The following is a 13,268-nucleotide window of genomic DNA, read 5'->3' as shown; positions in this document are numbered from 1 at the left end:
TGCCGATGGCTGGCATTTTTGCCAGCCAGTCCGTATAACTATCCCCTGATTTTTGATCCGAAAAGATGAACTCAAACCATGATGAATGATTCGTTCTGCCGCATTATTGCGGGTGAAATTCAGGCGCGCCCGGAACAGGTTGACGCTGCCGTTCGCCTGCTTGACGAAGGGAATACCGTGCCGTTTATCGCACGTTATCGTAAGGAAATCACCGGCGGTCTGGATGACACGCAGCTGCGTAATCTGGAAACGCGTCTGAGCTATCTGCGCGAGCTGGAAGAGAGACGTCAGGCGATCCTCAAATCCATTTCCGAGCAAGGCAAACTCACCGATGATCTGGCGAAGGCCATCAACGCCACCCTAAGCAAAACCGAACTCGAAGACCTCTACCTGCCCTACAAACCTAAACGCCGCACCCGCGGGCAAATCGCCATTGAAGCAGGGCTTGAGCCGTTGGCTGACCTGCTGTGGAGCGATCCGTCACACACGCCAGAAGTCGCCGCTGCACAATATGTTGATGCCGATAAAGGCGTGGCAGATACCAAAGCCGCGCTGGATGGCGCGCGCTATATCCTGATGGAACGGTTTGCCGAAGATGCCGCGCTGCTGGCGAAAGTGCGTGATTATCTGTGGAAGAACGCGCATTTGGTTTCTACGGTGGTGAGCGGTAAAGAAGAGGAAGGGGCGAAATTCCGCGACTATTTCGATCATCACGAACCGTTGTCCACGGTGCCTTCTCACCGCGCGCTGGCGATGTTCCGTGGGCGTAACGAAGGCGTACTCCAGCTTTCGCTGAATGCCGATCCGCAGTTCGATGAGCCGCCCAAAGAGAGCTATTGCGAGCAAATCATCATGGATCACCTTGGCCTGCGCCTGAACAATGCCCCGGCGGATAGCTGGCGCAAAAGCGTAGTGAGCTGGACCTGGCGCATCAAGGTGCTGATGCATCTGGAAACCGAACTGATGGGTACCGTGCGCGAACGCGCGGAAGATGAAGCAATCAACGTCTTTGCCCGTAACCTGCACGATCTGCTGATGGCGGCCCCTGCCGGACTGCGTGCAACGATGGGCCTCGATCCGGGTCTGCGTACCGGGGTAAAAGTGGCGGTGGTCGATGCCACTGGCAAACTGGTGGCGACCGATACCATTTACCCGCACACCGGACAAGCCGCAAAAGCAGCGATGACCGTTGCTGCCTTGTGTGAAAAACATAACGTTGAACTGGTGGCGATCGGCAACGGTACAGCTTCCCGCGAAACTGAACGTTTCTATCTCGACGTGCAGAAGCAGTTCCCGAAAGTGACCGCACAGAAAGTGATCGTCAGCGAAGCTGGCGCGTCGGTTTACTCAGCTTCCGAGCTGGCAGCGCAGGAGTTCCCGGATCTCGACGTTTCGCTGCGTGGTGCGGTATCTATCGCCCGCCGTTTGCAGGATCCGCTGGCGGAGCTGGTGAAAATCGATCCGAAATCTATCGGCGTAGGTCAGTATCAGCATGACGTCAGCCAGACGCAACTGGCCCGCAAACTGGATGCAGTAGTAGAAGACTGCGTAAACGCCGTTGGCGTCGATCTCAACACCGCTTCTGTTCCGCTATTAACCCGCGTGGCGGGCCTGACGCGCATGATGGCGCAAAACATCGTGGCCTGGCGCGATGAGAACGGCCAGTTCCAGAACCGTCAGCAACTGCTGAAAGTCAGCCGTCTGGGGCCGAAAGCCTTCGAGCAGTGCGCGGGCTTCCTGCGCATTAACCACGGTGATAACCCGCTGGACGCCTCTACCGTTCATCCGGAAGCCTATCCGGTGGTGGAACGCATTCTGGCAGCAACACAGCAGGCACTGAAAGATCTGATGGGTAACAGCAGCGAACTGCGTAACCTGAAAGCGTCTGACTTTACTGATGAAAAATTCGGTGTGCCGACAGTAACTGACATCATCAAAGAGCTGGAAAAACCGGGTCGCGATCCGCGTCCGGAATTTAAAACCGCTCAGTTTGCCGATGGCGTCGAGACAATGAACGACCTGCAACCGGGTATGATCCTCGAAGGCGCAGTGACCAACGTCACCAACTTTGGCGCGTTTGTCGATATTGGCGTGCATCAGGACGGCCTGGTTCACATCTCTTCATTGTCGAACAAGTTTGTGGAAGATCCGCATACCGTGGTGAAAGCGGGTGACATTGTGAAGGTGAAAGTGCTGGAAGTGGATCTTCAGCGTAAACGTATCGCCCTGACTATGCGTCTGGACGAGCAGCCTGGCGAAACCAACTCTCGTCGCGGCGGCGGTAATGAACGCCCGCAAAACAACCGCCCGGCAGCCAAACCACGCGGTCGTGAAGCGCAGCCTGCCGGTAATAGCGCGATGATGGATGCGCTGGCGGCAGCGATGGGTAAAAAACGTTAAACGCCCGGACTGGCCCCTAAACCTGCGCGATAAGGCGTTCACGCCGCATCTGGCAACGAACGCTTTGCCTGACATAAAAGTGCCGGAGAATATCTCCGGCACTTTTATTCCACAGCCAAACTCACAATATACTCCGTTAATATTTATCACTTCATTAACAACTGAAACCTTAATTAAACATTAGCCAGTCCGGGTAACTCACTATTCGAATTATATTTTCGCTGCGATATAACCTTGAGCCACATCAACATTGAGTCAGATTATTATTCAAACCAACATTCGCACACATTTTAAGTATTGCTGATAGAAACCATTCTCATTATCATTGTGTTGTTGATTATTTAATCTCTCCTTTGTTGGCAAATCATCTGGTCTCATGTCGCGGTCAAACGCCCCATGAGGTAGTTATCCAGTTAATGAGAAACAAGTAGGCACCTATGCAATACACTCCAGATACTGCGTGGAAAATCACTGGCTTTTCCCGTGAAATCAGCCCGGCATATCGCCAAAAACTGCTTTCTCTAGGCATGTTACCTGGCTCCTCTTTTGATGTGGTGCGCGTCGCTCCACTCGGCGACCCCATTCATATCGAAACCCGTCGCGTGAGCCTGGTATTACGCAAAAAAGATCTGGCCTTATTAGAAGTGGAAGCGGTTTCCTGTTAATACGGTGATAACAACAATGAAAAAATTAACCATTGGCTTAATTGGTAATCCAAATTCTGGCAAGACAACCTTATTTAACCAGCTCACTGGCGCACGTCAGCGTGTAGGTAACTGGGCTGGCGTTACCGTCGAACGTAAAGAAGGGCAATTCTCCACCACCGATCATCAGGTCACGCTGGTGGACCTGCCCGGCACCTATTCTCTGACCACCATCTCATCGCAGACCTCGCTCGATGAGCAAATCGCCTGTCACTACATTTTGAGTGGCGACGCCGACCTGCTGATTAACGTGGTGGATGCGTCTAACCTTGAGCGTAACCTGTACCTGACGCTGCAACTGCTGGAACTCGGTATTCCCTGCATCGTGGCGCTGAACATGCTCGACATTGCCGAGAAGCAAAATATTCGTATTGAAATTGATGCTCTATCGGCACGTCTTGGCTGCCCGGTGATCCCGCTGGTTTCAACCCGTGGTCGCGGTATTGAAGCGCTCAAGCTGGCGATTGATCGCTATAAAGCTAACGAGAATGTGGAACTGGTGCATTACGCACAGCCGCTACTCAACGAAGCAGATTCACTGGCAAAAGTGATGCCTTCCGACATCCCGCTGAAACAACGTCGCTGGCTGGGCCTGCAAATGCTGGAAGGCGATATCTACAGCCGCGCCTACGCCGGTGAAGCGTCGCAGCATCTGGATGCCACCCTCGCCCGTCTGCGTAATGAAATGGATGATCCGGCGCTGCACATTGCCGATGCGCGTTACCAGTGCATTGCTGCCATCTGTGATGTGGTAAGCAACACCCTGACGGCAGAACCCAGCCGTTTCACCACTGCGGTAGATAAAATCGTGCTCAACCGTTTCCTCGGTCTGCCGATTTTCCTCTTTGTGATGTACCTGATGTTCCTGCTGGCTATCAACATCGGCGGGGCGTTACAGCCGCTGTTTGACGTCGGCTCCGTGGCGCTATTTGTGCATGGTATTCAATGGATTGGCTACACGCTCCACTTCCCGGACTGGCTGACTATCTTCCTCGCCCAGGGCCTGGGTGGCGGTATTAACACCGTGCTGCCACTGGTGCCGCAGATCGGCATGATGTACCTGTTCCTCTCCTTCCTTGAGGACTCCGGCTATATGGCGCGTGCAGCGTTTGTGATGGACCGCCTGATGCAGGCGCTGGGCTTGCCGGGGAAATCCTTTGTGCCGCTGATCGTCGGTTTCGGTTGTAACGTACCGTCGGTAATGGGCGCACGTACGCTTGATGCACCGCGTGAACGTCTGATGACCATCATGATGGCACCGTTTATGTCCTGCGGCGCGCGTCTGGCTATCTTCGCAGTATTCGCGGCTGCCTTCTTCGGGCAGAACGGTGCCCTGGCGGTTTTCTCGCTGTATATGCTCGGTATCGTGATGGCGGTGCTGACTGGCCTGATGCTCAAGTACACCATCATGCGCGGTGAAGCGACGCCGTTTGTCATGGAGCTGCCGGTCTACCATGTACCACACGTTAAAAGCCTGATTATCCAGACCTGGCAGCGTCTGAAGGGCTTCGTTCTGCGTGCTGGTAAAGTGATTATCATCGTCAGCATTTTCCTGAGCGCTTTCAACAGCTTCTCGTTGAGCGGGAAAATCGTCGATAACATCAACGACTCGGCGCTGGCTTCCGTCAGCCGGGTGATAACCCCTGTCTTCAAGCCGATTGGCGTACATGAAGATAACTGGCAGGCAACGGTTGGCCTGTTTACGGGCGCAATGGCAAAAGAAGTGGTGGTGGGTACGCTCAACACCCTCTACACCGCAGAAAATATTCAGGACGAAGAGTTCAATCCGGCGGAATTCAACCTCGGTGAAGAGCTGTTCAGTGCGGTAGATGAAACCTGGCAGAGCCTGAAAGACACCTTCAGCCTTAGCGTACTGATGAACCCCATTGAAGCTAGCAAAGGCGACGGTGAAATGGGTACCGGGGCGATGGGCGTGATGGATCAGAAATTCGGTAGCGCAGCTGCCGCATACAGCTACCTGATTTTCGTCCTGCTGTATGTACCATGTATCTCGGTGATGGGAGCCATCGCCCGTGAATCAAGCCGTGGCTGGATGGGCTTCTCCATCCTGTGGGGGCTGAATATCGCTTACTCACTGGCAACATTGTTCTATCAGGTCGCCAGCTACAGTCAGCACCCAACTTACAGCCTGGTGTGCATTCTGGCGGTAATCCTGTTTAACATCGTAGTTATCGGTCTGCTGCGCCGCGCGCGTAGCCGGGTGGATATCGAACTGCTGGCAACCCGCAAGTCGGTAAGCAGTTGCTGCGCAGCCAGCACCACCGGTGATTGCCATTAATGGCTTCACTTATTCAGGTACGTGATTTGCTGGCGTTACGGGGCCGTATGGAAGCGACCCAGATAAGCCAGACATTGAACACTCCGCAGCCAATGATTAACGCCATGCTGCAACAGCTGGAAAGCATGGGCAAAGCCGTGCGGATTCAGGAAGAACCTGACGGCTGCCTCTCTGGCAGTTGTAAAAGCTGCCCGGAAGGCAAAGCCTGTCTGCGCGAGTGGTGGGCGCTGCGTTAACCATACTCCATCGCCTGTTTTGAAAAGCCCGGTATGCGTTTGCATCCGGGCTTTTTTGCGTGCGGCTTTCCATAAAAATGCAATTCTTGCAGCGCAACGTAAGTTCCTCTGAAAGCGTCTCGCAGGGATGAAAACTCGCTAATGCACAGATGTGGAGTGGCGCGTAGAGTCGCGGCATTCAAACAACAGGTGAAGGAACGCCATGAGTAAAAAGCAGAGTTCCACCCCACATGATGCGCTGTTCAAACTCTTTTTACGTCAACCGGAGACGGCACGCGATTTTCTTGCGTTTCATTTACCGGCACCCATTCACGCGCTCTGTGATATGAAAACCCTCAAGCTGGAGTCGAGCAGCTTTATTGATGACGATCTGCGTGAAAGCTATTCCGATGTGCTGTGGTCGGTGAAAACGGAACAAGGACCAGGATACATCTATTGTCTGATTGAACATCAAAGCACCTCAAACAAACTGATCGCATTTCGCATGATGCGTTACGCTATTGCCGCAATGCAAAATCACCTTGATGCTGGATACAAAACGTTGCCGATGGTGGTGCCATTGTTGTTTTACCACGGTATTGAAAGCCCCTATCCCTATTCGCTGTGTTGGCTGGATTGTTTCGCCGATCCCAAACTGGCAAGGCAGCTTTATGCCTCCGCATTTCCGCTGATTGATGTCACCGTCATGCCTGATGATGAAATCATGCAGCACCGACGTATGGCGCTGCTGGAGTTAATTCAAAAACATATTCGTCAACGCGATCTGATGGGGCTGGTAGAGCAAATGGCCTGCTTATTAAGTAGTGGATACGCTAATGACAGACAAATCAAAGGGCTGTTTAATTACATACTGCAAACTGGCGACGCTGTACGTTTTAACGATTTTATCGACGGCGTTGCCGAACGTTCACCGAAACACAAGGAGAGTTTAATGACTATTGCGGAAAGATTGCGGCAGGAGGGGGAACAATCCAAAGCCCTGCATATAGCCAAAATAATGCTTGAATCCGGAGTCCCTCTTGCAGACATCATGCGATTTACCGGGCTGTCAGAAGAAGAGTTGGCTGCGGCGAGTCAGTAGATACTCTACCCTGCTTAAGTGCTACTTTGTGCTATCTTGCATGTAACACAAAGTAGCACTTAGGGAACTGATATGCAGACAGTGAAATTACGGCAACAAGGAGGAGCCATGATCGTTACTATCCCACGAGATCTTGCCATCGATCTTGGCTGGTCACCGGGCACAGAGCTTACCGTGGAGAAAAAAGGCGATAGCGTTAATTTGCGCGCCACAGAGCACAAACCGCGTGGGCGTCTTACCGTCGCGCAGTTGTTGAGCCAAATCGATGAAAGCGAAATTACGGAGCTAAATCAGTCCACAGAAGGATGGGCTGAAGGGAAAAAAGGTAATGAAGCATGGTAAAGGCACGGACGCCACATCGTGGTGAGATCTGGTATTTTAACCCTGATCCGGTTGCCGGGCATGAACTTCAGGGGCCACATTATTGCATTGTGGTAACGGACAAAAAACTCAACAATGTTTTAAAAGTTGCTATGTGCTGCCCGATTTCAACAGGGGCAAATGCAGCACGTTCCACAGGGGTGACGGTGAACGTCCTCCCCCGTGATACGCAAACCGGTAACCTGCATGGCGTTGTACTTTGTCACCAGCTAAAAGCCGTCGATCTTATTGCCCGTGGCGCTAAATTTCATACCGTTGCCGATGAAAAATTGATTAGTGAAGTTATCAGTAAACTGGTGAATTTAATCGACCCACAATAATTAGCTCTCACTTACCACCAACACCCTCTGCTTCAACGCCACCAGCAGGTGACAAAACTCGACCGGATGCGAAATAAACGGCGCATGGGCCGCTTTGGCGAAGATATATGATTCGCTGTGAGGCCAAAGTTTATCCAGCATCGGCACCACTTTGCGCGGCACCAGACCGTCGAGATAGCCATACAATCGCAAAAACGGCATGGACACGTTTTGCAGCGGCTGACGGAGATCGACCGTTTTCAGGATTTCCAGCCCGCCATTAAGCACGTCAACCTCCGGCATCGGTAACGCCAGAACGGTTTTCTTCAACGCCCGCGCATCCTGGCGCGCCGTTTCAGTCCCCATGGTTTGTAACGCCAGGAACCGCTCCACTGTACGCTGAAAATCATCACTGAGTTGCTGCTGAAATCCCGCCAGCACGTCCGGTTTTATCCCCGGCCACTCGTCACGAGCACTAAAACAAGGTGACGACGCCACGGTGACCAGCGCCTGAACACGCTCGGGATGGGTTAACGCAATCTGGCTTGCCACCAGCCCGCCCAGACTCCAGCCTAACCAAATGGCTTTATCATGCAGCACGGCTTCGGCCATATCAGCAAGTGACAGCGCACCAAATCCCCGGCTACGCCCGAAGCCGGGCAGGTCAACAAGGTGCAGCGTAAAATGCGAGCTAAGTTCCTCGTCAATGCAACGCCACACTTCGGCATTCAGTCCCCATCCGTGCAGCAGCACAAGATGAACATTCCCCTGACCTTTGGTCTGCCACCAGATGTTATTCATCCGCTATTGTTCTCTTTTGACTTACAAGGATGAACATATGCTAACAGTACCGGGATTATGCTGGCTATGCCGAATGCCACTGGCGTTAGGTCATTGGGGGATTTGTTCGGTCTGTTCACGCGCCACCCGCACAGATAAAACGTTATGCCCACAATGTGGATTACCCGCCACACACTCCCATCTTCCCTGCGGTCGCTGCCTGCAAAAACCGCCGCCCTGGCAAAGACTGGTCACGGTTGCCGACTATGCGCCGCCGTTAAGTCCGCTTATCCACCAGCTTAAATTTTCCCGGCGCAGTGAAATCGCCAGCGCCCTGTCACGTCTGTTACTATTGGAAGTCTTACACGCTCGTCGCACCACCGGGTTGCAATTGCCGGATCGCATCATCAGCGTTCCGTTATGGCAGCGGCGTCACTGGCGTCGGGGATTTAATCAGAGCGATTTGCTGTGTCAGCCGTTATCACGCTGGTTGCACTGCCAATGGGATAGCGAAGCCGTCACACGTACACGGGCCACTGCGACCCAGCATTTTCTCAGTGCCCGGCTGCGCAAGCGCAACCTGAAAAATGCCTTTCGTCTTGAATTGCCCGTGCAAGGTCGCCATATGGTGATTGTGGATGATGTCGTTACCACCGGAAGTACCGTCGCAGAGATTGCGCAGTTGCTTTTACGCAATGGTGCGGCGACTGTCCAGGTCTGGTGCCTTTGTCGAACCTTGTAGAGCCTCGATGATGGGCGTATTATAACCAACTAAAATAGTCAACTATTAGGCCATTACTATGATCCGTATTTCCGATGCTGCACAAGCGCACTTTGCCAAACTGCTGGCAAATCAGGAAGAAGGGACACAAATCCGCGTATTTGTGATTAACCCTGGCACGCCTAACGCTGAATGTGGTGTTTCTTATTGTCCGCCGGATGCCGTGGAAGCCACCGACACTGCCCTGAAATTTGACCTGCTGACCGCGTATGTTGATGAGTTAAGCGCACCATACCTGGAAGATGCAGAGATCGACTTTGTTACCGACCAGTTGGGTTCTCAGTTAACGCTGAAAGCCCCGAACGCCAAAATGCGTAAAGTGGCAGACGATGCACCGCTGATGGAGCGCGTGGAGTATATGCTGCAGTCGCAGATCAACCCACAGCTTGCTGGTCACGGTGGTCGCGTTTCGCTGATGGAAATCACCGAAGACGGTTACGCCATTCTGCAATTTGGCGGCGGCTGTAACGGTTGTTCCATGGTCGATGTGACGCTGAAAGAAGGGATCGAGAAGCAGCTGCTGAACGAATTCCCGGAGCTGAAAGGTGTGCGCGATCTCACCGAACACCAGCGCGGCGAACACTCCTACTACTAAGTTATCCCCTCTTTTGTAGATTGCCCGATGCGACGCTAAAGCGTCATTTCGGGCCTACGTTGAACATGTGCCAGACGTTGGCACAGCATTGCTTTGGCAAATCCCTCCCTTCGTTTCCCCGCGATAATATGACCAACCTCTCATAATTTAAATTTACCCCGCTCTGGTGATTCTCAAACGCCAGATGTTACCCGTATCATTCACATGGGTACCAAACATACTCCTGACATCTGACTACAATAATTAGTTTTAGTGGGTATCAGTCGTGGTGCCGCAATATCTCTGTTCCCGATTGGGATAATTAGAGTTTGTCGTCAGAAAATTGACGTTACCCATAACAAATGAAAGGCCAGGTAAATCATGCCATTAGTCATTGTTGCTATCGGTGTAATCTTGTTGTTGCTCCTGATGATCCGCTTCAAAATGAACGGCTTCATCGCTCTCGTCCTCGTGGCGCTTGCTGTTGGATTAATGCAAGGAATGCCGCTGGATAAAGTTATTGGCTCCATCAAAGCCGGTGTCGGCGGGACGCTCGGTAGCCTTGCCCTGATCATGGGTTTTGGCGCAATGCTGGGCAAAATGCTGGCAGACTGCGGTGGCGCACAACGTATCGCCACCACGCTGATTGCCAAATTTGGTAAAAAGCACATCCAGTGGGCGGTGGTGTTAACCGGTTTTACCGTTGGTTTTGCCCTGTTCTATGAAGTGGGCTTCGTGCTGATGCTGCCGCTGGTGTTTACCATCGCGGCTTCCGCGAATATTCCATTGCTGTATGTTGGTGTACCAATGGCGGCTGCACTGTCTGTGACCCACGGCTTCCTGCCACCGCATCCGGGCCCGACTGCGATTGCCACCATTTTCAATGCCGATATGGGTAAAACCCTGCTGTACGGTACTATTCTGGCAATCCCGACCGTGATTCTCGCCGGTCCGGTTTACGCTCGCGTGTTGAAAGGTATCGATAAGCCAATCCCGGAAGGTCTCTACAGCGCGAAAACCTTCAGCGAAGAAGAGATGCCGAGCTTTGGCGTCAGCGTCTGGACCTCTCTGGTGCCGGTTGTGCTGATGGCGATGCGTGCGATTGCCGAAATGATCCTGCCGAAAGGTCACGCTTTCCTGCCGGTAGGGGAGTTCCTCGGTGACCCGGTAATGGCAACGCTGATTGCCGTGCTGATTGCGATGTTCACCTTTGGTCTGAACCGTGGTCGTTCAATGGATCAGATTAACGACACGCTGGTTTCTTCCATCAAAATCATTGCGATGATGCTGTTGATCATCGGTGGTGGCGGTGCGTTCAAGCAGGTGCTGGTAGACAGCGGCGTGGACAAATACATTGCTTCCATGATGCACGAAACCAACATTTCTCCGCTGCTGATGGCCTGGTCGATTGCTGCCGTACTGCGTATCGCGCTGGGTTCCGGTAGTGTGATTTTCTCTCATGTGAACGATCCGGGCTTCTGGCTGTTCAAAGAGTACTTTAACCTGACTATCGGCGAGACCATCAAATCCTGGTCGATGCTGGAAACCATTATCTCGGTGTGCGGTCTGGTAGGCTGTCTGCTGCTGAATATGGCGATTTGATAACACTGACTGCCGGATGCATCGCATCCGACATCAACCGCACTCTACTTCTTCTTCGCTGCAGCTCTGCGCCGTCTGTCCAAATCCTTCAGCAACTTGTTCACGCCATCATCGGCAAACATCGACTCAAGCGTTGCGGAAAGCTTGCGTCGCCAGTTTTTATACTGGTAACTGGTGCCAGGAATATTCACCGGTTCGGCCATATCCAGCCAGTCTTCCGGCTGTAGTCCTAACAGAGCACTGTTACTGTCGGCAATGTAGCGCTGCAAACCACGGTTCAGCGTCGGCGTCATCGACATCAACGATGCCTTATGCCCGGCACGTTTTGGCAGACAACCATATTTATGCAGTGCATCCAGCAGCCCTTGCTTCGCCAGTTCGCGATCCTGATACAGACCGCGCAGTACCACTTCATCCGGATACAGCCCCAGGGTTTTGCCCAGCGTTAGATCCCCGCTCTCCCAGTAACCACGCAGCGTTGGCAGGTCATGTGTCGCCGCAACCGCCATCGACTGCTCCGGATACGCTTTCGGTGCACGGAACGTCTTCTCGTGGTCGTTTTCGAAATAGAGCACTTTGTAAGAGTACACACCGCTGCTGCGCAGCTTACCGACAATCTCTACCGGTACGGTACCGAGATCTTCACCAATCACCATACAGCGATGACGTTTACTTTCGAGTGCCAGAATCGAGAGCAGATCATCCACCGGATAGTGAACATACGCGCCCTGATCTGCCGTCTCGCCATACGGTATCCACCACAAACGCAGCATCGACATCACATGGTCAATTCGTAATGCGCCGCAGTTTTGCATATTGGCACGCAACAGCTCGATAAACGGTTCATAGGCACGCGCGGTGATGATATGCGGGTCCATTGGCGGTAATCCCCAGTTCTGCCCCAACGGGCCGAGGATATCCGGCGGCGCGCCAACCGATGCTTTCAGGCAATATAGTTCACGGTCACACCAGGTTTCCGCCCCACCTTCCGCTACGCCAACCGCCAGATCACGATACAAGCCAATCGGCATTTCATAGCCCTGGCTTATCTCCCAGCAGGCGGCAAACTGGCTGTAAGCCAGCCACTGCAACCAGAGATAAAAATCGACGTCATCACGATGTTCTTCGCAGAACTGACGCACTTCTGGTGAATCCACGTTCTTATACATCTCTGGCCATGCAGGCCAGCCCCAGCGCATTTCGTCCTCTTTCACTTGCTGGGCATGTAGCGCATCAAAGGCTGCCTGCCAGAACAGGCTGTCGCCCTGCTCTGCAACAAACTGGCGAAACGCGGCCATCTGCTCATCATCACGTTGCGCGAAACCTTTCCACGCCATTCGTAATGCTGTCATTTTTAGGGCGGTAACCGTGGAGTAATCGACCCAGTCGGCATCGCGCGCCTGTTGCAGCGTCTGTTGCGTGGTCGGCAACTGCCACCAGGCCTGAGCCTCTTCGCTAAGATGGAAATCTTCAACGGCGTTAACGTCGATATAAATCACATTCAGCCAACGGCGAGAAGACGGGCTGTATGGGCTGGCGCTCTCCGGATTTGCCGGATAGAGCGCATGAATCGGGTTCAGGCCAATGAACGACCCGCCACGTTTTGCCACATCCACCAGCATCGCTTTGAGATCGCCAAAATCCCCAATACCCCAGTTTTTTTCCGATCGCAGCGTATAAAGCTGAACGCAGGCACCCCACAGCTTTTGTTTATTCAGCAAAGCCTGCGGTTCGTAACAACGTTTCGGGGCGACAATCACCCGGCAATGCGCGCGCTGGTCGTCCTGGGTGAGTGTTAGCGTGTGATAACCTTCCGGCAGCTTCGTCGGTAGATTGAACGCTTTGCCCCCCGTTACATGGCCTTTGTACTGCGTTCCTTCTTCGGTGGTCAGCTGCCAGCTATATTCGCCGCTGCCCTCCACCACCATCGGCATTTTTTTGCCGCTGGTATAAACCATGACATTCGGGACTGGCGTTACCGCCACTTTCGTGGCGGTACGTTGATGCATCGCGTCAAGCAAACGCCGTTTGGTTTCGGCGCTAATCGACTGCGGTTTACCGTGGGCATTGATGTAATTGGGGCTAATCCCCGCCGCCAGCGCGGCATTATCCAGACGTTTGCTTTCCATCG

General features: G+C 53.1%; 12 protein-coding genes. 10 read left to right on the top strand and 2 right to left on the bottom strand.

From position 1 onward, the window contains the following. The first annotated feature begins 78 nt into the window (after positions 1-78). The 7 genes from ACUU1M_RS10260 to ACUU1M_RS10230 all read left to right on the top strand — a co-directional run bounded on the left by ACUU1M_RS10260 (position 79) and on the right by ACUU1M_RS10230 (position 7,421). Positions 79-2,400: a Tex family protein gene (locus tag ACUU1M_RS10260; RefSeq protein ID WP_000980713.1), complete on the top strand. Its 2,322-nt coding sequence runs from the start codon at positions 79-81 to the stop codon at positions 2,398-2,400. A 437-nt stretch (positions 2,401-2,837) separates the two neighbouring features. After that, a complete protein-coding gene (gene feoA / locus ACUU1M_RS10255; protein WP_001200453.1) occupies positions 2,838-3,065 on the top strand; it encodes a ferrous iron transporter A in 228 nt (75 codons plus the stop codon). Positions 3,066-3,081: 16 nt separating this feature from the next. Next, a complete protein-coding gene (gene feoB, locus ACUU1M_RS10250; RefSeq protein WP_000737023.1) occupies positions 3,082-5,403 on the top strand; it encodes a Fe(2+) transporter permease subunit FeoB in 2,322 nt (773 codons plus the stop codon). Beyond that, positions 5,403-5,639, top strand: a complete 237-nt coding sequence (gene feoC, locus ACUU1M_RS10245; RefSeq protein WP_001295699.1) for a [Fe-S]-dependent transcriptional repressor FeoC — start codon at positions 5,403-5,405, stop codon at positions 5,637-5,639. Before feoB ends, feoC begins: the two co-directional genes overlap by 1 nt. Before the next feature lie 202 nt (positions 5,640-5,841). Next, complete coding sequence (gene rpnA / locus ACUU1M_RS10240; RefSeq protein WP_000039087.1) at positions 5,842-6,720, top strand: recombination-promoting nuclease RpnA; 879 nt, start codon at positions 5,842-5,844, stop codon at positions 6,718-6,720. A 72-nt stretch (positions 6,721-6,792) separates the two neighbouring features. Beyond that, positions 6,793-7,062, top strand: a complete 270-nt coding sequence (locus ACUU1M_RS10235) for an AbrB/MazE/SpoVT family DNA-binding domain-containing protein (protein ID WP_011069541.1) — start codon at positions 6,793-6,795, stop codon at positions 7,060-7,062. Further along, positions 7,056-7,421, top strand: coding sequence for a type II toxin-antitoxin system PemK/MazF family toxin (locus ACUU1M_RS10230; RefSeq protein ID WP_000237588.1), 366 nt, complete (start codon positions 7,056-7,058; stop codon positions 7,419-7,421). Before ACUU1M_RS10235 ends, ACUU1M_RS10230 begins: the two co-directional genes overlap by 7 nt. On the opposite strand, the gene bioH is transcribed toward ACUU1M_RS10230, so the two are convergent. Then, the gene (bioH, locus tag ACUU1M_RS10225) at positions 7,422-8,201 is read right to left on the bottom strand and encodes a pimeloyl-ACP methyl ester esterase BioH (RefSeq protein WP_001060068.1); all 780 of its coding nucleotides are present in this window, start codon (positions 8,199-8,201) and stop codon (positions 7,422-7,424) included. It lies immediately after the preceding gene. A 37-nt stretch (positions 8,202-8,238) separates the two neighbouring features. On the opposite strand from bioH, the gene gntX reads away from it, so the two are divergent. The 3 genes from gntX (at position 8,239) to ACUU1M_RS10210 (ending at position 11,137) form a co-directional block, all read left to right on the top strand. Continuing rightward, positions 8,239-8,922, top strand: coding sequence for a DNA utilization protein GntX (gene gntX, locus ACUU1M_RS10220; RefSeq protein WP_000958727.1), 684 nt, complete (start codon positions 8,239-8,241; stop codon positions 8,920-8,922). Positions 8,923-8,980: 58 nt separating this feature from the next. Further along, complete coding sequence (nfuA, locus tag ACUU1M_RS10215; RefSeq protein WP_000619389.1) at positions 8,981-9,556, top strand: Fe-S biogenesis protein NfuA; 576 nt, start codon at positions 8,981-8,983, stop codon at positions 9,554-9,556. A gap of 360 nt (positions 9,557-9,916) precedes the next feature. Continuing rightward, the gene (locus ACUU1M_RS10210; protein ID WP_001131764.1) at positions 9,917-11,137 is read left to right on the top strand and encodes a gluconate transporter; all 1,221 of its coding nucleotides are present in this window, start codon (positions 9,917-9,919) and stop codon (positions 11,135-11,137) included. Positions 11,138-11,181: 44 nt separating this feature from the next. Here the strand turns inward: ACUU1M_RS10210 and malQ are convergent, their stop codons facing one another. Continuing rightward, the gene (gene malQ, locus ACUU1M_RS10205; protein ID WP_000444369.1) at positions 11,182-13,266 is read right to left on the bottom strand and encodes a 4-alpha-glucanotransferase; all 2,085 of its coding nucleotides are present in this window, start codon (positions 13,264-13,266) and stop codon (positions 11,182-11,184) included. Between the last annotated feature and the right edge of the window lie 2 nt (positions 13,267-13,268).

The sequence above is a fragment of the Shigella sp. SIG6 genome (assembly GCF_053555815.1).
This window is presented reverse-complemented; position numbering and strand designations above follow the sequence as displayed.